Source organism: Streptomyces sp. DI166, from assembly GCF_900091315.1.
In the GTDB taxonomy this organism is placed as follows: domain Bacteria; phylum Actinomycetota; class Actinomycetes; order Streptomycetales; family Streptomycetaceae; genus Streptomyces; species Streptomyces fuscus.
This window is the reverse complement of the sequence record NZ_FLSP01000031.1, coordinates 66,099-85,539: the sequence shown is the minus strand read 5'-3', so window position 1 is coordinate 85,539 and position 19,441 is coordinate 66,099. Positions and strand designations below refer to the sequence as shown.

At 70.6% G+C, this 19,441-nt stretch carries 19 protein-coding genes and 2 tRNA genes; 13 read left to right on the top strand and 8 right to left on the bottom strand.

Going from position 1 to position 19,441, the window contains the following annotated elements:
- From GA0115233_RS17620 to GA0115233_RS17610, 3 genes are all read left to right on the top strand, one after another.
- The coding region (locus GA0115233_RS17620) for an AIM24 family protein (protein ID WP_141689528.1) at positions 1-810 on the top strand (810 nt) is incomplete at its 5' end.
- A gap of 11 nt (positions 811-821) precedes the next feature.
- Positions 822-1,502: an AIM24 family protein gene (locus GA0115233_RS17615; protein ID WP_093721180.1), complete on the top strand. Its 681-nt coding sequence runs from the start codon at positions 822-824 to the stop codon at positions 1,500-1,502.
- A 17-nt stretch (positions 1,503-1,519) separates the two neighbouring features.
- Entirely contained in the window at positions 1,520-2,275 is a 756-nt protein-coding gene (locus GA0115233_RS17610; protein ID WP_093721179.1) for an AIM24 family protein, read from the top strand.
- Between the two features lie 68 nt (positions 2,276-2,343).
- Here the strand turns inward: GA0115233_RS17610 and GA0115233_RS17605 are convergent, their stop codons facing one another.
- A complete protein-coding gene (locus GA0115233_RS17605) occupies positions 2,344-2,871 on the bottom strand; it encodes an NUDIX hydrolase (protein WP_093721178.1) in 528 nt (175 codons plus the stop codon).
- Positions 2,868-4,325: a zinc-dependent metalloprotease gene (locus tag GA0115233_RS17600; RefSeq protein ID WP_093721177.1), complete on the bottom strand. Its 1,458-nt coding sequence runs from the start codon at positions 4,323-4,325 to the stop codon at positions 2,868-2,870. Before GA0115233_RS17600 ends, GA0115233_RS17605 begins: the two co-directional genes overlap by 4 nt.
- 192 nt (positions 4,326-4,517) lie before the next feature.
- On the opposite strand from GA0115233_RS17600, the gene GA0115233_RS17595 reads away from it, so the two are divergent.
- From GA0115233_RS17595 to GA0115233_RS17585, 4 genes are all read left to right on the top strand, one after another.
- Positions 4,518-5,627 carry an SDR family oxidoreductase gene (locus tag GA0115233_RS17595; RefSeq protein WP_093721176.1) on the top strand — a complete coding sequence of 370 codons (1,110 nt, stop codon included), beginning with the start codon at positions 4,518-4,520 and terminating at the stop codon, positions 5,625-5,627.
- 129 nt (positions 5,628-5,756) lie between these two features.
- Positions 5,757-6,218 (top strand): molybdenum cofactor biosynthesis protein MoaE, encoded by a 462-nt coding sequence (locus GA0115233_RS17590; protein ID WP_093721175.1) that lies wholly within the window; start codon positions 5,757-5,759, stop codon positions 6,216-6,218.
- A 193-nt stretch (positions 6,219-6,411) separates the two neighbouring features.
- Entirely contained in the window at positions 6,412-6,570 is a 159-nt protein-coding gene (locus tag GA0115233_RS41065) for a hypothetical protein (protein ID WP_176711829.1), read from the top strand.
- 36 nt (positions 6,571-6,606) lie between these two features.
- Complete coding sequence (locus tag GA0115233_RS17585) at positions 6,607-7,701, top strand: YlbL family protein (protein WP_093721174.1); 1,095 nt, start codon at positions 6,607-6,609, stop codon at positions 7,699-7,701.
- Between the two features lie 4 nt (positions 7,702-7,705).
- On the opposite strand, the gene GA0115233_RS17580 is transcribed toward GA0115233_RS17585, so the two are convergent.
- Positions 7,706-8,248: a PPA1309 family protein gene (locus GA0115233_RS17580; protein WP_255310245.1), complete on the bottom strand. Its 543-nt coding sequence runs from the start codon at positions 8,246-8,248 to the stop codon at positions 7,706-7,708.
- A 143-nt stretch (positions 8,249-8,391) separates the two neighbouring features.
- Between GA0115233_RS17580 and GA0115233_RS17575 the strand changes: the two genes are divergently transcribed.
- The 4 genes from GA0115233_RS17575 (at position 8,392) to GA0115233_RS17560 (ending at position 13,627) form a co-directional block, all read left to right on the top strand.
- Positions 8,392-11,355, top strand: a complete 2,964-nt coding sequence (locus tag GA0115233_RS17575; RefSeq protein WP_093721173.1) for a UPF0182 family membrane protein — start codon at positions 8,392-8,394, stop codon at positions 11,353-11,355.
- 41 nt (positions 11,356-11,396) lie between these two features.
- Positions 11,397-11,470, top strand: a tRNA-Met gene (locus GA0115233_RS17570).
- Positions 11,471-11,677: 207 nt separating this feature from the next.
- Complete coding sequence (locus GA0115233_RS17565) at positions 11,678-13,480, top strand: tetratricopeptide repeat protein (RefSeq protein ID WP_093721172.1); 1,803 nt, start codon at positions 11,678-11,680, stop codon at positions 13,478-13,480.
- Between the two features lie 73 nt (positions 13,481-13,553).
- Positions 13,554-13,627 (top strand) — tRNA-Met (locus tag GA0115233_RS17560).
- A gap of 151 nt (positions 13,628-13,778) precedes the next feature.
- Here GA0115233_RS17560 and GA0115233_RS17555 read toward each other — a convergent pair.
- On the bottom strand, positions 13,779-14,198 hold the full coding sequence (locus GA0115233_RS17555) for a Fur family transcriptional regulator (protein ID WP_093721171.1): 420 nt from the start codon (positions 14,196-14,198) through the stop codon (positions 13,779-13,781).
- Between the two features lie 163 nt (positions 14,199-14,361).
- Here GA0115233_RS17555 and GA0115233_RS17550 point away from each other — a divergent pair, with 163 nt between their 5' ends.
- Entirely contained in the window at positions 14,362-15,816 is a 1,455-nt protein-coding gene (locus GA0115233_RS17550) for a catalase (protein ID WP_093721170.1), read from the top strand.
- A 106-nt stretch (positions 15,817-15,922) separates the two neighbouring features.
- Here GA0115233_RS17550 and GA0115233_RS17545 read toward each other — a convergent pair whose 3' ends face one another.
- Complete coding sequence (locus GA0115233_RS17545) at positions 15,923-16,315, bottom strand: CBS domain-containing protein (protein ID WP_093721169.1); 393 nt, start codon at positions 16,313-16,315, stop codon at positions 15,923-15,925.
- A gap of 118 nt (positions 16,316-16,433) precedes the next feature.
- A complete protein-coding gene (gene hisN / locus GA0115233_RS17540; protein WP_093721168.1) occupies positions 16,434-17,234 on the bottom strand; it encodes a histidinol-phosphatase in 801 nt (266 codons plus the stop codon).
- 179 nt (positions 17,235-17,413) lie between these two features.
- On the opposite strand from hisN, the gene GA0115233_RS17535 reads away from it, so the two are divergent.
- Positions 17,414-18,061, top strand: coding sequence for a TetR/AcrR family transcriptional regulator (locus GA0115233_RS17535; RefSeq protein ID WP_093721167.1), 648 nt, complete (start codon positions 17,414-17,416; stop codon positions 18,059-18,061).
- Here the strand turns inward: GA0115233_RS17535 and GA0115233_RS17530 are convergent.
- Both GA0115233_RS17530 and rsgA read right to left on the bottom strand, forming a co-directional pair.
- The gene (locus tag GA0115233_RS17530; RefSeq protein ID WP_093721166.1) at positions 18,027-18,350 is read right to left on the bottom strand and encodes a DMT family transporter; all 324 of its coding nucleotides are present in this window, start codon (positions 18,348-18,350) and stop codon (positions 18,027-18,029) included. The genes GA0115233_RS17535 and GA0115233_RS17530 overlap by 35 nt on opposite strands.
- A 76-nt stretch (positions 18,351-18,426) precedes the next feature.
- Positions 18,427-19,437: a ribosome small subunit-dependent GTPase A gene (gene rsgA / locus GA0115233_RS17525; RefSeq protein WP_093721185.1), complete on the bottom strand. Its 1,011-nt coding sequence runs from the start codon at positions 19,435-19,437 to the stop codon at positions 18,427-18,429.
- Positions 19,438-19,441 lie beyond the last annotated feature (4 nt).

The following is a 19,441-nucleotide window of genomic DNA, read 5'->3' as shown; positions in this document are numbered from 1 at the left end:
CGGCCAGCCGCCGCACGGCACCCCACGGGCTACGGCCAGCCCGCCCCGCCGCCCGGCTACGGCCAGCAGCCGCCCTACGGCCAGGTCCCGGGCCAGGCCACCGCCCCCTACGGTGCCCCGCACGGTGCCCCGCAGGGCGTGCCCCAGGGACCCGGTGTGTCCGCCGCGCTGGAGCAGTTCCGGGAGACGCCCACCGGGCAGCGCTGGACGCAGCAGAACAAGAAGATGGTCCGCGTCGACCTCGGCATCGGCGGCAACGCGGTGCTCGCCCGCCAGGGCAGCATGGTGCTCTACCAGGGCAAGGTCGACTTCTCCTACAAGGGCGCCGGGTTCGCCGGCCGGATCGTCGGCAACGCCACCGGCCAGGAGATGCAGCTGATGCGCTGCACCGGCCAGGGCCAGGTGTTCCTCGCCGAGGACAACACGATGGTGCACCCGATCGAGCTCCAGGGTGACGGCATCTGTGTCTCCGCGGAGAACGTCCTCGCCTTCGACGAGGGGCTCCAGTACGAGGTCCGCCGGATCGAGGGCCACGGCATCCCCGGCGGCGCGCTGTTCACGATGCAGTTCACGGGCACCGGCACGATCGTGGTGAAGACGCACGGCACGCCCGTCGTCCTCCCGGTCACGCCCACGACGTTCGCCGACGCCAACGCCGTGGTCGCCTGGTCGTCCGCCGCCCAGGTGGTCGTCTCCAGCCAGGTGCGCATGCGCCGCAACGCCTACCCCGGGGACACCGGAGAGAGCGTCAACCTCCAGTTCCGGGCCGCTCCCGGCAACTTCATCGTCGTCCAGCCGTACGAGATCTGAGGGAGCCCGTCATGAACCAGCCACTCGCGGGCTTCGCCCCCGCACCCGTCTCCGCCCGCATGGAGAACCACGGCAACCACATGCTGAAGGTCGCCATGCAGACCGGGAACGACCTCCTCGCGCGCGTGGGGTCGATGGTCGCCTACGAAGGGTTCGTGCAGTACGAGCCCAACCCGCCCGCCGTACGCCAGATCGCCAAGGACTGGCTCACCGGTGAGGGCGCGCCCCTGATGAAGTGCTCCGGCGACGGGCTGCTCTACCTCGCCGACTACGGCGCCAATGTCGTCGTGATCAACCTCAACGGCGACGGCATCTCCGTCAACGCCACCAACCTGCTCGCCTTCGACGCGCACCTGACGTGGGGAGTCGAACGGGTGAAGGGCCTGGCGAAGTTCGCCGGGCAGGGCCTGTGGAACACCAAGATCTCCGGGCAGGGCTGGGTCGCGCTGACCTCCCGGGGCAAGCCGATCGTCGTGGACTGCGGCGGCGGCGAGAACGAGACGTACGTCGACCCCGACGCGCTCGTCGCCTGGTCCCCGAACCTCAAGGTGAAGGGCAAGCGCAGCTTCAAGGCGCAGTCGCTCATCGGCCGGGGCAGCGGCGAGGCGTACCAGATGGCCTTCTCCGGCCAGGGCATCGTCGTCGTCCAGCCCAGTGAGGACAGCACCGACCGTCTCCGGATCCGGGGCTGAGGGGGAGCCAGAACGCCATGCAGAGTCCGCTTTTCGCCTACAACGACCAGCAGACCCAGGACCGCTGGAGCCTGCAGAACAAGCAGATGCTCCGCGTCCAGCTGGAGGGCCACGACGACATCCTCGCCCGCAAGGGCACGATGGTCGCCTACCAGGGCCTGGTCGAGTTCGACGCCGAGTTCCAGAGCAACCAGCAGGGACGCGCGCGTGCGCACACCGGTGAGGGCCTGGACCTGATGCGCTGCCACGGGCAGGGCACGGTCTACCTCGCCAACCTCAAGCAGCACATCCACCTGGTGGACGTGGACCAGGAGGGGATGACCGTCGACAGCAGCTATGTGCTGGCGATGGACTCCTCCCTGCACCACGAGGTGATCGCCGTGGACAGCCTCTACGGCATCTCCGGCTCCGGGAAGTACCAGCTCAACATCACCGGCCGCGGCAAGGTCGCCCTGATGACCTCCGGTATGCCGCTGATGCTCCAGGTCACGCCGGACAAGTACGTCAACTGCGACGCCGACGCGATCGTCGCCTGGTCCACCGGTCTGCGGGTGCAGATGCAGGCCCAGACCCACTCCTCCGGGGTGTGGCGGCGCCGCGGCAGCACCGGCGAGGGCTGGGAGCTGAGCTTCATGGGCAGCGGTTTCGCGCTGGTGCAGCCCAGCGAGCTGCTGCCGCCGCAGAACGCCCAGATCGGCTCGGGCCTCGCCGCGCAGTACGGCATGGGCCAGCAGGGCGCCCGGGGCCAGAACCAGGGCAACGTCTGGAGCTGACCGTCCGGAAACCGAACGTAAGGGGCGATCGCCATGGGCGGTCGCCCCTTACACGTTCACCTCCGCGGCTACGCGTTCAGCCGCGCGCGGGTCGCTTCGAGCAGCCGTACGACGGACTCGTCCGCCACGCCCGCCACCTCGTCGTAGCCGAACCAGCGCACGTCCAGCGACTCCTCGCTGACCGTGTGCTCGGCGTCCGGCGGGGCCAGGACGGCGTACTGCACATCGAGGTGCCAGTTGCAGGGCGCCGGGATCGGATGCCGGTCCAGCCGCACCGGGCCGCCCGGAAGAAGGGTCAGGCCGGCGACGCCGGACTCCTCGGTGGCCTCGCGCAGGGCCGCCGACGACAGCGTCGCGTCGCCCGGCTCGCAGTGTCCGCCCATCTGCAGCCACATCCGCAGCTTGCGGTGCAGCGTCAGCAGAACCCGCTCGCGCGTGGGGTCGATCACCAGGGCGCTCGCCGTGATGTGCCCGTCCGCGCAGGCCTTCCACATGCCGTCCGCGTGGGCCGCGAGATGGTCGAGGTAGACCTGGCGCAGCTCCGGCTGGTCCTCGTACCCCTTGAGTACCAGGACCGCGTCGTCGTACAGACTCACTCGCCGTCGTCGTCCTTCTTCTTGCCGTCCGTGCCGTCCTCGCCCTTGCTCAGGTCGGGCTTACCGGCGGTGCCGCCGCCGGCCGCCTCGCCGAGCATCTTGTCCAGCTCGGAGAAGTCCATGTGCTCGCGGTGGACGAAGCCGTCGGGGTCGTCCAGGTCGGTGGCCGTCGGCAGCATGTCCGGGTGGGCCCACAGGGCGTCGCGGCCGTCGACACCGCGCGCGTCCGTGAGCGAGGCCCACAGGCGCGAGGCGTCGCGCAGCCGGCGCGGGCGCAGCTCCAGACCGATCAGCGTGGCGAACGTCTGCTCGGCGGGTCCGCCCGAGGCGCGGCGGCGGCGCAGCGTCTCGCGCAGCGCGTCCGCGGAGGTCAGCCGGGGCTTGGCCGCCGCGTGCACCACCGCGTCCACCCAGCCCTCGACCAGCGCCAGGGCCGTCTCCAGACGGGCCAGCGCGGCCTTCTGCTCGGGGGAGTCCTCCGGCTGGAACATGCCCTGCTGAAGGGCGTCCTGGAGCTGCTCGGGGTTCTGCGGGTCGAACTGGCCGACCACGTCCTCCAGCTTGGCGGTGTCCACCTTGATGCCGCGGGCATAGCCGTCGACCGCGCCGAACAGGTGCGAGCGCAGCCACGGCACATGCGCGAACAGGCGCTGGTGGGCGGCCTCGCGCAGGGCGAGGTAGAGCCGCACCTCCTCCTTCGGCACGCCCAGGTCCTTGCCGAACGTCTCGATGTTCACCGGCAGCAGCGCGGCGCGGCCGACCGGGCCGAGCGGCAGGCCGATGTCGGTGGAGCCGACGACCTCGCCGGCCAGCACGCCGACGGCCTGCCCGATCTGCGTGCCGAACATGGCGCCGCCCATCGAGCGCATCATGCCGATCAGCGGGCCGGCCATGGCCTGCATCTCTTCCGGCAGGACATCGCCCATGGCGGTGCCGACACGCTCGGCGACCGGGTCGACCAGTTCCTTCCAGGCCGGGAGGGTCGCCTCGACCCACTCCGCGCGGGACCAGGCCACCGCGGAGGCGGCGCCGGACGGCAGTGAGGTCGCGTCGTCGAGCCACAGGTCCGCGAGCCGTACGGCCTCCTCGACGGCGGTGCGCTCGGCGGGGCCGACACTCGCGTCCTTGGTGCCGTCAGAGGTGCCCTGGGACACCGTCTGGCGGGCGATCTGCTTGGCCATGTCCCAGTTCACGGGGCCGCCCTCGTAGGAGAGCATCTGGCCGAGCTGCTGGAAGGCGGCGCCCAGGTCGGTGGGGTTCAGCGAACCGAACATGGCTGCGAACGGATTGTCCGCGCCGGGGCCACCGAAGCCCCCGGCGCCGGGCAGCCCGCCGAAACCGAACGGATTGGCCGGGCCCTGACCACCGCCGCTCTGCTGGTCCTTCTTCTTGCCCTCGTCGCCGTCGTCCGGCTCCTCCGGCGGAAGGCCGAATCCGAATGGGGTGTCACTCACGGGATTCCTCGGCTGGTAAGGCCGCCGGTTGGTTCCGACGGCGCGACTGCCCGATAACACCACCCAGCGTAGACACCACGGGCGGTTGGGGCCTCGGTGCTTCGCCGACTCCCGGCCTGCGGCAGGATGGATGCCACCTGGTCCGTACGCGTCACTCGCGTCCGTACTGAAGACAACCGCTGGAGACGCCCGGTGAGTTCCCCTGATCCGCAGGTTCGCGCAGCGCGAAACCCGTCCACCAGTCCCGCGCGCGGGCCCGTCGTGGCGGTCACCGGTGCCGCGTCCGGCGTAGGTGCCCTGCTCACCGAGCGGCTGGCCGCGTCCGAGGAGATCAAGCAGGTCATCGCCATCGACGAGCGGCGGGGCGAGTGCGCGGGCGCGCAGTGGCACATCCTGGACGTCCGGGACCCGGCCATCGCGGAGAAGCTGCGGGGCGCCGACGTGGTGGTGCATCTCGCGCTCGACCTCGATCTGGAGACCGACGCGGCCGCCCGGACGGCTTACAACGTCCGGGGGACCCAGACCGTGCTGACGGCCGCCGCGGCCGCGGGCGTGCACCGCGTCGTGCTGTGCACCTCGTCGATGGTCTACGGCGCACTGCCCGACAACGAGCTGCCGCTGTCGGAGGACGCCGAGCTGCGCGCGACCGCCGAGGCGACCGGCGTGGGCGACCTGCTGGAGATCGAACGCCTCGCTCGCCGCGCCCCGCGCGCGCATCCCGGCCTGAATGTGACCGTGGTCCGCCCCGCGCTGCTCGTCGGCGGCACCGACACCGCCCTGACCCGGTACTTCGAGTCCCCGCGGCTGCTGGTGGTGGCCGGTTCGCGGCCCGCCTGGCAGTTCTGCCACGTCGAGGACCTGTGCGGCGCCCTGGAGTACGCCGTGCTGGAGAAGGTCGAGGGCGAGCTGGCCGTCGGCTGCGACGGATGGCTGGAGCAGGAGGAGGTCGAGGAGCTCAGCGGCATCCGGCGGATGGAGCTGCCGTCCGCGGTCGCGCTGGGCGCGGCGGCCCGGCTGCACCGGATCGGGCTGACCCCGTCGCCCGCCGGTGACCTCGCCTACACGATGTACCCCTGGGTGGTCAGCGGCAGCCGGCTGCACGACGCCGGGTGGCGTCCGAAGTGGACGAACGAGGAAGTGCTGGCCGAGCTGCTGGAGGAGGTGTCCGGGCGGCACACGGTGGCCGGACGGCGGCTGGGCCGCAAGGACGCGACGGCGGCGGGCGCCGCGGGCGCGACGGTGGCGCTGCTGGGCGCGGCGGCCGTGGTGCGCCGGGCGCGCAAGGCCCGGCGGCGCATCTGATCCGTACCCGCGGGCTCCTTTACGAGTCGGCACGCGCGTGGCTCCTGTACGAGGCTCCAAACACGCACGCGCGCGTGCCGGGCGATCCTGCTATTCCGGGCGTTCCCCGGGTGGGGCACGATGGGGGGCATGGCACCCATGAACGACCATCCCGGTGAGCAGGCCGCGCAGGACCCGATCAAGCTGATCGCCATCCGGGAGAGCGCGCTCTCCCTGGACGAGGTCTTCCGGGCCGTCGGTGACGACGCCGCCGGGGGGACGGCGCTCTTCGTGGGGACCGTGCGCAATCACGACGGGGGCGCGGACGTCGACGAGCTGGGCTACTCCTGCCACCCCAGTGCCGAGGCCGAGATGCGGCGGATCGCCGAGAAGGTCGTCGCGGAGTACCCGGTACGGGCGCTGGCGGCTGTGCACCGCATCGGCGATCTGAGGGTGGGCGACCTGGCCGTCGTGGTCGCCGTCTCCTGCCCCCATCGCGGGGAGGCCTTTGAGGCGTGCCGCAAGCTGATCGACGATCTCAAGCACGAGGTGCCGATCTGGAAGCACCAGAAGTTCTCCGACGGCACCGAGGAATGGGTCGGCGCCTGCTGACGCAGCCAGGCGCCCGCTGACGAACCCAGGCGCCTGCTGAGCCGGCGTTGGACCGGGCGCCCGTTGAGCCGCCCGGGTACCCCCACCCCCCTCCCGCTTGCGTAACCGCCATGTCGCCCCGAGCGTTGACACTGCGGATGGTTAATCTGCTGATCAGTCAGTCGCGTTCGCTCACCCGGGTTGGGAGGACGGCATGGCGGCACTCGCCTGGTTGCTCATTCCGCTGCTCGCCGCGATCGGTGCCGGTCTGTGGGGCAGCTGGGCCAGCCGGACCCGACGGGTCCGCAGTGATGGTCCTGAATTGGACGGTTACGCCAGGTTCCGTGCGGCGATGGAGAAGACCCGGCCCTGACGGGACGCTGACAGGGGCGTCCCGTACTGTCGAGGCATGCCACGCCGCACCGCGACGATGCTCGCCTCCACCCTGATGCTGATCGCGCTCCTGTGCGCGGGAGTCTTCATCCGCGTGCCGTACTCGGAGATGTCCCCGGGGCCGACGGTGAACACCCTCGGGGACCACGACGGCGAGCCGGTGCTGCAGATCTCGGGCCGCAAGACGTACGCCACCAGCGGCAACCTGAACATGACCACGGTCCGGGTGACCAGCGCCGACTACCGGATGAACCTGGTGGAGGCGGTCTACGGCTGGCTCGCGCACGACAACAAGGTCGTGCCGCACGAGACCCTCTACCCGGACGGCAAGACGGAGGAGGAGTCCACCCAGGAGAACGCCGAGGAGTTCAGCCAGTCCCAGGAGAGCGCGAAGGTCGCCGCCCTGAAGGCGCTGGACATCCCGGTGCAGTCCTGGGTGATCGTCTCCACGGTCGTCAAGGGCTCCCCGGCCGAGGGCGAACTGCACGCCGGTGACGTGATCAAGGCGGTCGACGGCAAGGCCGTCAAGGAGCCCTCCGACGTTGCCGAACTGGTGACCAAGCACAAGCCCGGCGAGGACGTCGAGTTCACGATCGTGCCCGCCAAGGAGCAGGCCGCCGCCGAGAAGGCCCAGCGGGAGGCGACGAAGACGCAGAAGGTGACGATCACCACCGCGGCCTCCGACGACGGCGGCGAGAAGCGCGCCATCGTCGGGATCTCCGCCGGGACCGACCACACCTTCCCGTTCACCATCGACATCAAGCTCGCCGATGTGGGCGGGCCGAGCGCGGGCATGATGTTCGCGCTCGGCATCTACGACAAGCTCACCCCGGGCAGCCTCACCGGCGGCACCTTCGTCGCGGGCACCGGCACCATCGACGACGAGGGCAAGGTCGGCCCCATCGGCGGCATCGAGATGAAGACCGTCGGAGCCCGCGACAAGGGCGCCGAGTACTTCCTCACCCCGGCCGAGAACTGCGCGTCGGCCGCCAAGGACACCCCCGAGGGGCTCACCCTCGTCAAGGTCTCCACGATGGACGACGCGCTCGCCGCCCTGGAGGACATCCGGGACGGCGACACCGCCGATCTGCCCAAGTGCAGCGCGAGCTGACGGGCTACTCCTCGAAGGTCGCCGCCAGCGCCTCGGCCAGGCCCGGCACCAGGTCCCTGCCCGTGAGGACCTCCGTCGGGGTGTCCTTCTCGCGCAGCCTGAGGGCCGCCTCGCGGGAGCCGTCGCGCAGGACCGCGACCGTCATCCGGACCTCCTGACGCTCGGGGTGCTCGGCCACCCACTTCGTCAGCGCGGCCTCGTCCAGGCCCTGCGGGACCTGGGCCTCCGCGGACGGCGGCAGCATCAGCCGCTCCACGGTCAGCGCGCAGCCGGTCACCGCGTCGGGCCAGGCGATGGTGCCGAGGAACTCGTCGAGCGGCTTGCCCGTTGGAATCTCGTCCTGCTCGATCGGGGTGAGGCCGGAGTTCTCCGGTTCCTCCGCCAGACCGAGCTGGGCCGCGAGACTCGGTTCCTGGACCCGCAGCCGTGCGGTGTCGACGAGGGCGAAGAGGCGGGCGGGCTGGTCCCAGCCGAGGCCGGAGGCGTACTCGTCGATCTCAAGTACGGCCCGGGTGAGCGGGCTCGCCGCCATGGGGGTGTTGGACATGGTCACAATCCTGCCTCGTTCCCACCCGGAATCGGGAACCGAGTAAAGCGTGAGTAAGTTGCATAGGTGTGGGCCTACGATCACGAGGCCCCCCGGAGGGCCCGAGAAGACCAGGGCCTGAGGGATCGACAGCGAACTTCGAGGTGCGCACCTTGGCTTTCCAGATGCCGGACCGCGGCGGAGGCCCGACGGGGCCACGGATCAGAGTGGGCCGCCCGTCCCGGCGTGTCCGGACCCTGCTCATGACGTTGGGCGTCCTTGCCGTGCTCGGCATGGCGTTCACCATGTTCGCCGGCTTCTGGACGGACTGGCTCTGGTACCGGTCGGTGAACTACTCGTCGGTCTTCACCACGACCCTGTGGACGAAGATCGGCCTGTTCTTTGTGTTCGGCCTGCTCATGGCCCTCTCGGTGGGCTTCAACATCTGGCTGGCGCACCGGCTGCGCCCGCCGTTGAGCGCCATGTCGATGGAGCAGCAGAGCCTCGACCGCTACCGCATGGGCATCGCGCCGTACAAGAAGTGGCTGCTGCTCGCGATCACCGCGCTGGTCGGGCTGATCGCGGGTGCCTCCGCGTCGGGGCAGTGGCGGACCTGGCTGATGTGGGTCAACGGCGTGTCGTTCGGGCAGAAGGACCCCCAGTTCCACCTGGACGTCTCCTTCTACGCCTTCGACCTGCCCTGGTACCGCTTCCTGCTGGGCTTCGGCTTCGCCGCCACGATCCTCTCCCTGATCGCCGCCGCGCTCACCCACTACCTGTACGGCGGGCTGCGCATCACCAGCCCCGGCGCGCGCGCCACCGCCGCCGCCACCGGGCACCTGTCGGTCCTGCTGGGCATCTTCGTGTCGCTGAAGGCCGTCGCCTACTGGCTCGACCGGTACGGCCTGGCCGTGAAGTCCAGCGACTTCAAGGCCACCGACAACTGGACCGGCCTCCGGTACGTCGACGCCAATGCCTACCTGCCGGCCAAGACGATCCTGTTCTGCATCGCCGTCATCTGCGCGCTGCTGTTCTTCGCCACCCTGTGGCGGCGCACCTGGCAGCTGCCCGTGATCGGCTTCGGCCTGATGGTGCTCTCGGCGATCCTCATCGGGGGTCTGTACCCGGCGATCGTCCAGAAGTTCCAGGTCCAGCCGAACGAGCAGGCCAAGGAAGCGCCGTACGTCGAGAAGAACCTCAAGGCGACGCGCGAGGCCTACGGTATCGACGACGCCCAGGTCACCGAGTACTCGGGCAAGAGCGCCACCGAGGACAAGGCCGCGCTGCGGGACGAGGTCGCCAAGACGGCGAGCATCCGCATCATGGACCCCAACCTGGTCTCGCCGACGTTCCAGCAGCTCCAGCAGATCCGTAACTACTACGGCTTCCCGACCAACCTGGACGTCGACCGCTACAGCAAGGACGGCAAGGACCAGGACACGGTCATCGGTCTGCGGGAGCTGAACCTCAACGGCATTCCGAAGAACAACTGGATCAACGACCACTTCCGCTACACCCACGGCTACGGCGTCGTCGCCGCCGAGGGCACCAGCGCCGACTCCCAGGGCCGCCCGGTCTTCACCGAGTCCGACCTGCCCTCCAAGGGCGACCTCGGCACGTACCAGCAGCGGGTCTACTACGGCGAGAAGACCACCACGTACTCGATCGTCGGTGGTCCCCAGAAGGAGATCGACTACTCCGACGACTCGGGTGAGAAGACCTACAGCTACAAGGGCGACAGCGGGGTCAACCTCTCCAGCCCGATAAACCGGGCGGCGTACGCGCTGGCGTTCAGCGAGCCGCAGATCCTGTACTCCGGTGCCATCGGCGAGGGTTCGCGGATCCTGTACAACCGCACGCCCAAGGAGCGCGTCGAGGCGGTCGCCCCGTGGCTGACCATCGACGGTGACGCCTACCCGGCGGTCGTGGACGGCCGGATCCAGTGGATCGTCGACGCCTACACGACCACCAACGGCTACCCGTACGCCTCGCGCACCACCCTCGGTGACACCACGGCGGACTCGCTGACGGCGACCAACAACTCCCGCGCGGTGGTGGCCCAGCAGAACCAGGTCAACTACATCCGCAACTCGGTGAAGGCGACCGTCGACGCGTACAGCGGCGAGGTCAAGCTCTACCAGTGGGACACCCAGGACCCGGTCCTGAAGACCTGGATGAAGGCGTTCCCGAACACGGTGGAGCCCAAGAGCGAGATCTCCCAGTCGCTCATGGCGCATCTGCGGTACCCGCAAGACCTGTTCAAGGTCCAGCGCGAGCTGCTCAGCCGCTACCACGTGGAGGACGCGACCACGTTCCTCAGCGGCAGCGAGGTGTGGCAGGTCCCGGACGACCCGACCAACAAGGTCGGCGACGCGGTGCCGCCGTACTACCTGAGCATGAAGATGCCGGACCAGAAGGAGCAGGCGTTCTCGCTGACGACGACGTTCACTCCCAACGGCCGTGACAACCTCAGCGCGTTCATGGCGGTCGACGCGGAAGCGGGCACCAGCGACTACGGCAAGATCAGAATTCTGAAACTGCCGACGAACACCACCGTCAACGGACCCAAACAGGTCCAGAGCCAGTTCAACTCCGAACAGGACATCGCCGAGACGATCAGCCTGCTCAGCAGAGGCGACTCCAATGTGGAGTACGGCAACCTGCTCGCGGTGCCCCTGGACGGCGGACTGCTCTACGTCGAACCCGTCTACGTCCGCGGCGGCGGCCTCAAGTACCCGCTGCTGCGCAAGGTGTTGGTGACCTACGGCGGCAGTACCGCCTTCGAGGACACCCTCGAAGAGGCCCTCGACAAGGTCTTCGGGGCCGAGGGCACACCGACCCAGCCACCGGCGGACGACGGCGAGGAGAAGCCCGAGCCGACGAAGCCGCCGGCGACCGAGGACCCCACGGTCCAGGAGGCGCTGGACGACGCTCAGAAGGCCTTCGAGGACGGCCAGAAGGCGCTGAAGGACGGCGACTGGGAGGCGTACGGCAAGGCCCAGGAGGAGCTGGAGGCCGCGCTGCGGCGGGCTGAGGACGCCCAGTCCGCGGCCGGCGGTGGCGGCGGGGACGAGAGTCCCGAGCCGACGAACAGTCCCAAGCCGACCAGCAGCCCCGACAGCGGATGATCGAGCCCACCCCGCGCCGTGATACGGTTGCCGAACAACGGCGCGGGGTGGAGCAGCTCGGTAGCTCGCTGGGCTCATAACCCAGAGGTCGCAGGTTCAAATCCTGTCCCCGCTACTGATGACGAAGGCCCGGATCCTGAAAAGGGATCCGGGCCTTCGTGATGTGCGAACGCATGTGCCGGGGGGTGGTACCGCCGTGCCGCTGTGGGGAGTTGGGGGATCTGTGTTTGACTTGTCTCTCTGTGGGCATGTCGACAAAACGCTGAAGTGACCTCACTGGCTGCGGTATACCAGGTGTACCCAGGTTGCAGGTGGTGCGACGATGGACGTTATGGGGGACAAGGCAACTCTGTTGGAGACAGAGCGTTTTGTGCAGTCTTCCGACCGGGACGAAGCCGGTGAGGCTGCGGAGGAGCTGCGCCTGCGGCTCGCCGCCGACGCCGGTGACGTCGAGGCGATGAGCGTCCTCGGCGCCATGCTGCTGCGCCGCGGTGATCTCGACGGAGCGGAGCCCCAGTTGAGGGCCGCCACCGCGGAGGGGGACCGGGCCGCCGCCAACAACCTGGGAGTCCTTCTCCACCAGCGCGGGTACGCCGAGGAGGCGGCCGGCTGGTGGCGGATCGCCGCGGTCGCCGGATCGGCCGCGGCCGCGCACGCGCTGGGCCGCCACCACCGCGAGCGCGGGGACGAGCCCGCGGCCGAGTACTGGCTGCGCCAGTCCGCCGAGCAGGGCCACGTGCTGGGCGCGTACGCGCTCGCCGATCTGCTGGAGCACCGCGGGGACGCGGGCGCGCAGCGCTGGATGCGGGCCGCCGCCGAGCGGGGGCACCGCGAGGCCGCGTACCGGCTCGCGCGAGCGCTGGACCGGCGGGGCGCGGGGGAGAGCGGCGGTGACAACGGTGTCGACAGCGAGGCCGCCCTGGAGGAGGCCGAGCAGTGGTACCGGCAGGCCGCCGCGCGCGGACACCGGCGGGCGGCCCTGCACCTCGGCGCGATCCTGGAGCGGCGCGGCGAGCTGAAGGAGGCCGGGCGCTGGTACCTGACCTCCGCCAAGGACGGCGAGGCCCGTGCCGCCTGCGCCCTCGGCTTCCTGCTGCGGGACGCCGGGGACGAGGAGAACGCCGCCGTGTGGTGGCTCAGGGCCGCTCAGGAGGGGGACGGCAACGCCGCGAACGCCCTCGGCGCGCTGCACGCCGAGCGGGGCGAGACCCAGACCGCCGAGCGCTGGTACCGGGCCGCGATGGACGCCGGGGACGTGAACGGCGCGTACAACCTCGGGCTGCTCTGCGCCGAGCAGGGGCGGACCGCGCAGGCCGAGCAGTGGTACCGGCGCGCCGCGTACGCGGGGCACCGGGAGGCGGCGAACGCGCTGGCGATCCTGCTGCTCCAGGGCGGGGACACGGCCGGGGCCGAGCCGTGGTTCTCCAAGGCCGCGGAGGCCGGGAGCGTGGACGCCGCGTTCAACCTCGGGATCCTCTTCGCCGGGCGCGGGGAGGACCGGGTCGCGCTGCGGTGGTACGAGCGGGCGGCGGCGGCCGGGCACACCGAGGCCGCGCTCCAGGTCGGCATCGCGCTGCTCAGGGACGGGGACGAGGCCGGGGCGGAGCGGCACCTCAGGTGCGCGGCGGGCGGTGGCAGCGCGGAGGGCGCGTACCGGCTGGCGACCCTGCTGGACGCCCGGCGCCCTCCGGCGCCCGCGCACGAGCTGGGCGAGATCGTGCACGAGAAGACCGAGTGCGAGGAGTGGTACGAGCGGGCGGCCGGACAGGGCCACCGGCGCGCCCAGGTCCGGGTCGGCATGCTGGCCGCCGCGCGGGGCGACGTCGTGGAGGCGGCCCGCTGGTACCGGGAGGCCGCGGAGGCCGGTTCCCGCAACGGCGCCTTCAACCTCGGCCTGCTCCTGGCCCGTGAGGGCAGCGAGCCGGAGGCGGCGGTCTGGTGGACCCGCGCCGCGGACGCCGGTCACGGCCGGGCGGCGCTGCGCCTGGCCCTCGTCTACGCCCGCCGCGGCGAACTCACGGAGGGCCAGCGCTGGGCGGACCGGGCGGTGAGCCTGGGCCCGCAGGAGGTCACCGAGCGGGCGGCCCGCCTGCGGGACGCGCTGCGGCAGGAACTGTCGGCGTAGGAGCCGGCTGCCGCCTCTCCGCGAAAGCGATTTGCTTCCGTCGCCGTCCTTGACGTAACGTTGCGTTCGTCGACGCGGGGTGGAGCAGCTCGGTAGCTCGCTGGGCTCATAACCCAGAGGTCGCAGGTTCAAATCCTGTCCCCGCTACTGAAGGCCGAGGGCCGGAATCCGAAAGGGCTCCGGCCCTCGGTCGTTTCCGCGTTTGCGGCGATGCACGTGTTTGCGGCGATGCACGCGCGCAGAAGAGCGCACAGAAAAGCCCCCCGGTGCGCCGGGGGGCTTTCGTGTGTACGGCGGCTCAGGCGGCCGACGCGCAGCTCGGGCACAGGCCCCGGTACGTCACCTCGACGTCCGACACCGTGAAGCCGAAGCGCTCCGAGGCCGGGAGGTCGGCGAGCGGGTTGCCGGTGGGGTGGACGTCCCGGATCGCGCCGCACTGGGCGCACACCAGGTGGTGGTGCGGGCGGTGCGCGTTCGGGTCGTACCGCTTGGCGCGCTTGTCGGTCGTGACCTCCAGCACCTCGCCGAGGGTCACCAGCTCGCCCAGGGTGTTGTAGACGGTCGCCCGGGAGATCTCCGGCAGCTTGGCGACAGCCCTCGCGTGGACCTCGTCGGCCGTCAGATGGACGTGCTCGCCGTCGAGGACCTCGGCCACCACGCGTCGCTGCGCGGTCATCCGCCATCCACGTCCGCGCAGTCGTTCCAGAAGGTCGCTCATGCGCAACAGCCTAACAGCAAGGGGGACCAGGTCCCGAACGGGTGTGACTTTGGATGATTGTTTGACTTGGACATTGTCCATTGTAGGATCGGGAACGGCTTTGGCCAAGAGACAGGTCTGGCCGGAGTGAAAGAACAGCAAGGAACGGGCGCAGGAGGCAGACGTGACGCAGGGACCGCTCACAACGGAGGCCGGGGCACCGGTCGCCGACAACCAGAACAGCGAGACCGCGGGCGTCGGCGGCCCTGTCCTCGTACAGGACCAGCTCCTGCTGGAGAAGCTCGCCCACTTCAACCGCGAGCGCATCCCCGAGCGGGTCGTGCACGCCCGCGGCGCCGGCGCGTACGGCACCTTCACGGTGACCGCCGACGTCACGAAGTACACCCGGGCCGCCTTCCTCTCCGAGGTCGGCAAGCAGACCGAGACCTTCCTGCGCTTCTCCACCGTCGCGGGCAACCTCGGTGCCGCCGACGCGGTGCGCGACCCCCGCGGCTGGGCGCTGAAGTTCTACACCGAGGAGGGCAACTACGACCTCGTCGGCAACAACACCCCGGTGTTCTTCATCAAGGACGCCATCAAGTTCCCCGACTTCATCCACACCCAGAAGCGCGACCCGTACACCGGCTCCACCGAGCCGGACAACGTCTGGGACTTCTGGAGCCTGAGCCCGGAGTCCACGCACCAGGTGACCTGGCTCTTCGGCGACCGCGGCATCCCGGCCTCGTACCGCCACATGAACGGCTACGGCTCGCACACCTACCAGTGGAACAACGAGGCCGGCGAGGTCTTCTGGGTCAAGTACCACTTCAAGACCGACCAGGGCATCAAGAACCTCACCCAGGCCGAGGCCGACAGGCTGGCCGGTGCGGACCCCGACTCCCACCAGCGGGATCTGCGCGAGGCCATCGAGCGCGGCGACTTCCCGACCTGGACCGTGCAGGTGCAGATCATGCCGGCGGCGGACGCGGCGACGTACCGCTTCAACCCGTTCGACCTCACCAAGGTGTGGCCGCACGAGGACTACCCGCCCATCGAGATCGGCAAGCTGGAGCTGAACCGCAACCCGCGGAACATCTTCGCCGAGGTCGAGCAGTCGATCTTCTCCCCGGCGCACTTCGTGCCCGGCATCGGCCCGTCCCCGGACAAGATGCTCCAGGGCCGCCTGTTCGCCTACGGCGACGCCCACCGCTACCGCGTCGGCATCAACGCCGACCACCTGCCGGTGAACCGTCCGCACGCCACCGAGGCGCGCACCAACTCCCGCGACGGCTACCTCTACGACGGCCGCCACGGCGGGGCGAAGAACTACGAGCCGAACAGCTTCGGCGGCCCGGCGCAGACCGGCCGTCCGCTGTGGCAGTCCTTCGACGGCTTCTCCGGCGGCACGGGCAACCATCCGGCCCCGGTGCACGCCGAGGACAACGACTTCGTGCAGGCCGGAAACCTCTACCGGCTGATGTCGGAGGACGAGAAGGAGCGTCTGATCGGCAACCTCGCGGGCTCGATCTCCCAGGTGTCGCGCGAGGACATCGTCGAGCGGGCGATCGGCAACTTCCGCAACGCGGACGAGGACTTCGGCAAGCGGCTGGAGGCCGCGGTCCAGGCCCTGCGCGGCTGATAACCAGTACTGGATCGCTTGCCGAGGCGGGCCGGACCCCGGAGGGAAGGGGGTCCGGCCCGTGTCCGTGCCCGGCCCGGCCCGTGCGGGCGGGACGGGCGCGGGATCAGGCCGGGACCTGCTGCCGCAGCGGGGCCCAGCAGCGGATGATGTCGCGGACCGAGACGATGCCGACCGGCTCGCCGTGGTCGAGGACGATCAGATGACGGAAGCCGCCGTGCGCCATCGCGAGGGCCGCCTCCTCCAGGGTCCAGGTCGGGGCGGCGAACACCACGTCGGTGGTCGTGTGGGCGTGGGCGTACTCCGCGTCCGGGTTCTGGCCCAGGCCGACGGAGTTGAGGACGTCGCGTTCGGTGAGGATGCCGATACCGCCGGCATCGGGGTCCAGGACCACGGCCGCGCCCACCCGGCGGGCGGACATCAATGCGGCGGCCTGGCGAAGGGTGTGGGTGGGGCCGATGGTGAGGACCACGGTGCTCATGGCGTCACGGACGAGCATGGATGCAGCCACCTCCTGAGGGGGGAACCCCGCCTTGTTCATGTTTTCACAAGTTCACAAGGGGCGGGACTCTCAGAGTGGCAGGCAAAGAGAGGGTCAACAAGAGGGCGCGCGAAGCTCAGTAGCGCTCGTTGAGGTACCCGAGGAGCTCGTCGTGCAGCAGACCGTTCGAGGCGGCCGCGTTGCCGCTGTGCGGGCCGGGACGCCCGTCGAGCCCCGTGAACGTGCCGCCCGCCTCCGTGACCACGATGGCGTTCGCTGCCATGTCCCACAGAGACAGCTCCGGCTCGGCGCAGATGTCCACGGCACCCTCGGCGACCAGCATGTACGGCCAGAAGTCGCCGTACGCGCGCGTGCGCCACACCTCCCGGGTCAGGTCCAGGAAGCCGTTCAGCCGCCCCTGCTCCTCCCAGCCGCTGAGCGAGGAGTACGCGAAGGACGCGTCGCTCAGCTTCGAGACCCCGGAGACCTTCAGCCGGGTCGCGGAGGACAGGCTGCGGCCGGTGTAGGCGCCGTGGCCCTTCGCGGCCCACCAGCGGCGGCCCAGCGCCGGGGCGGAGACGACCCCGACGACCGGCTGGAAGCCGCCCTCGCCCGCCTCCATCAGGGAGATCAGCGTGGCCCACACCGGGACGCCGCGCACATAGTTCTTGGTGCCGTCGATCGGGTCGACCACCCAGCGGCGCGGGCCGGTGCCCTCGATGCCGTACTCCTCGCCGAGGATCGCGTCGCGCGGCCGGGCGCGCTGGAGCTGGCCCCGGATGAGCTCCTCGGCCGCCTTGTCCGCCTCGCTCACCGGAGTCATGTCCGGCTTGGTCTCGACCTTCAGGTCGAGCGCCTTGAATCGGTCCATGGTCGCCGCGTCGGCGGCGTCCGCGAGGACGTGGGCGAGACGCAGATCGTCGAGGTAATCGGCCATGTCGAGCACGTTATCCGCCACGGGTCGCACGGGGCTACCGGGGCCGGAGTGTGGACATCGCGGTGTGATCCCCCGCGGCCGACACGCGCCCCCGCCGCTCCGCGCGCCGTTCCGCACCCCTTGACAGTGCGGCCGGGCGCGTCAAATCTGGGCGCAGAGCCGGGTGCCTGGGAGGCGCGATGCCCGCAGCACGTGAATCTCTGCTGGATGCCGCATACACGGCGCTCGCGCGCCGGGCCTGGTCGGCGGTGCGGATGGTGGACGTGGCCGCCGCGGCCGGAGTCTCGCGGCAGACCCTCTACAACGAGTTCGGCAGCAAGGAAGGACTCGCGCGGGCGCTGGTGCGCCGTGAGGCCGACGCCTATCTCGCCGGGGTGGAGCGGGCGCTCAACACCCACTCCGACGCCCGCGACCGGCTCGCCGCCACCGCCGAGTGGACCACGACCGCCGCCCGCGACAACGCCCTGGTGCGCGCCATGCTCACCGGCTGCTGGAGCGAGCGCCTGCCCTCGCCCACCCTGTCCGCCGTCCCGTCCTCCTCCGCCGTACCGGCCCAGCGCCGAGCCGACGGCCCGCTGCCCTCACCCGGCGACTTCGTGACGATGGTCCGCGACCGCGCGGTCGCCGCGCTGTCCGTGCCCGGAGCCGCCAAGAACGACAACGGCGAGCTGGCCCGTTCCTGCGAACTGGTCGTCCGTATCGCCCTGTCCTGCGTGGCCGCCCCGCCCGCCGACGGCGGCGTCGGCGACCTCGTACGCGGCGCCCTGCACCGTCAGTTACCGGGCCACGGTCTCAGTGCGCCGAGCCCGACAGCTGAAGGCCGATGACGCCCACGATCACCAGGCTGATCGAGACGATCTTCAGCGTCGAGACGATGTCCCCGAGGAAGATCATCCCGTAGATCGCCGTCCCCGCAGCTCCGATGCCGGTCCACACCGCGTACGCCGGCCCCACGTCGAGTTTCCGCAGCGACAGCGTCAGCAGACCGAAGCTGCCGAGCGCGAACACGCAGAAGGCGATCGTCGGCCACAGGCGGGTGAAGCCGTGCGAGAGTTTCAGACAGACGGCGAAGCCTGTTTCGAGCAACCCGGCCACAATGACCAGCAGCCACGCCATGTGCTGTCCTCCCGTATGTCCGGCTGGGTGCGAGTATGCCTTTACCTGCCCCGCGGAATGACAAACAACGCGTAGGTCAGTCGCCTTCCGTGCGTTCACGCGTGGCCAGAAGCCGTCGCAGGGAGTACAGCCGGGCCGGATCGGCGTGGCCCTCGGCCACCCACGCGTCGAGCGCGCAGTCCGGTTCGTCGTGGCTGCACGCGCGCGGGCAGCCCTCGGTTCCCGGTTCCAGGTCCGGGAAGGCATGGATGACCCGGGACGGGTCGATGTGCGCGAGGCCGAACGACCGCACGCCCGGCGTGTCGACCACCCAGCCGTCCGCCGCGTCCAGTGGCAGCGCCAGCGCCGAGGTCGTGGTGTGCCGGCCCCGGCCCGTCACCGCGTTCACATGACCGGTCAGCCGCCGCCGGTCCTTCGGCACCAGGGCGTTCACCAGCGTGGTCTTGCCGACCCCGGAGTGCCCCACGAACGCCGTGACCCGGCCGTCCAGTTGCTCGCGCACCCGGTCCGCCGCGTCGCCGTTCTCCAGCTCCGCGCGGCTGGTCACCACGTACGGGATGTCCAGGTCGCCGTAGAGCTCCAGGAGCTTGGCCGGCGGGGCGAGGTCGGACTTGGTCAGCACCAGCAGCGGCTCCAGACCGCCGTCGTACGCCGCCACCAGGCAGCGGTCGATCAGCCGCGGCCGGGGCTCGGGGTCGGCCAGCGCGGTGACGATGGCGAGCTGGTCGGCGTTGGCGACGACCACCCGCTCGTAGGGGTCGTCGTCGTCCGCGGTGCGGCGCAGCACCGAGCTGCGCTCCGCGATGCGGACGATCCGCGCGAGGGTGTCCTTCTTGCCGGACAGATCGCCGACCAGGGCCACCCGGTCGCCCACCACGGCCGCCTTGCGGCCCAGCTCGCGGGCCTTCATCGCCATCACCACCCGGTCCTCGACCAGGCAGGTCAGCCGGCCCCGGTCCACGGTGAGGACCATGCCCTCGGCCGCGTCCTCGTGCTTGGGGCGGATGTTGGTGCGCGGCCGGTTGCCCTTGCGGTTCGGGCGGCTGCGGATGTCGTCCTCGTCGGTGTGCTTGCCGTAACGGCGCATGATC

Excerpts from the sequence above, each read along its gene's own strand:
- GA0115233_RS17565 (WP_093721172.1), top strand. The coding sequence starts at position 11,678 with ATGGACGTTATGGGGGACAAGGCAACTCTGTTGGAGACAGAGCGTTTT.
- GA0115233_RS17615 (WP_093721180.1), top strand. The coding sequence starts at position 822 with ATGAACCAGCCACTCGCGGGCTTCGCCCCCGCACCCGTCTCCGCCCGC.
- GA0115233_RS17610 (WP_093721179.1), top strand. The coding sequence starts at position 1,520 with ATGCAGAGTCCGCTTTTCGCCTACAACGACCAGCAGACCCAGGACCGC.
- hisN (WP_093721168.1), bottom strand. The coding sequence starts at position 17,234 with ATGGCCGATTACCTCGACGATCTGCGTCTCGCCCACGTCCTCGCGGAC.
- GA0115233_RS17580 (WP_255310245.1), bottom strand. The coding sequence starts at position 8,248 with ATGTCCAACACCCCCATGGCGGCGAGCCCGCTCACCCGGGCCGTACTT.
- GA0115233_RS17555 (WP_093721171.1), bottom strand. The coding sequence starts at position 14,198 with ATGAGCGACCTTCTGGAACGACTGCGCGGACGTGGATGGCGGATGACC.
- GA0115233_RS17585 (WP_093721174.1), top strand. The coding sequence starts at position 6,607 with ATGCCACGCCGCACCGCGACGATGCTCGCCTCCACCCTGATGCTGATC.
- GA0115233_RS17530 (WP_093721166.1), bottom strand. The coding sequence starts at position 18,350 with ATGGCGTGGCTGCTGGTCATTGTGGCCGGGTTGCTCGAAACAGGCTTC.
- GA0115233_RS41065 (WP_176711829.1), top strand. The coding sequence starts at position 6,412 with ATGGCGGCACTCGCCTGGTTGCTCATTCCGCTGCTCGCCGCGATCGGT.
- GA0115233_RS17545 (WP_093721169.1), bottom strand. The coding sequence starts at position 16,315 with ATGCTCGTCCGTGACGCCATGAGCACCGTGGTCCTCACCATCGGCCCC.
- GA0115233_RS17590 (WP_093721175.1), top strand. The coding sequence starts at position 5,757 with ATGGCACCCATGAACGACCATCCCGGTGAGCAGGCCGCGCAGGACCCG.
- rsgA (WP_093721185.1), bottom strand. The coding sequence starts at position 19,437 with ATGCGCCGTTACGGCAAGCACACCGACGAGGACGACATCCGCAGCCGC.
- GA0115233_RS17535 (WP_093721167.1), top strand. The coding sequence starts at position 17,414 with ATGCCCGCAGCACGTGAATCTCTGCTGGATGCCGCATACACGGCGCTC.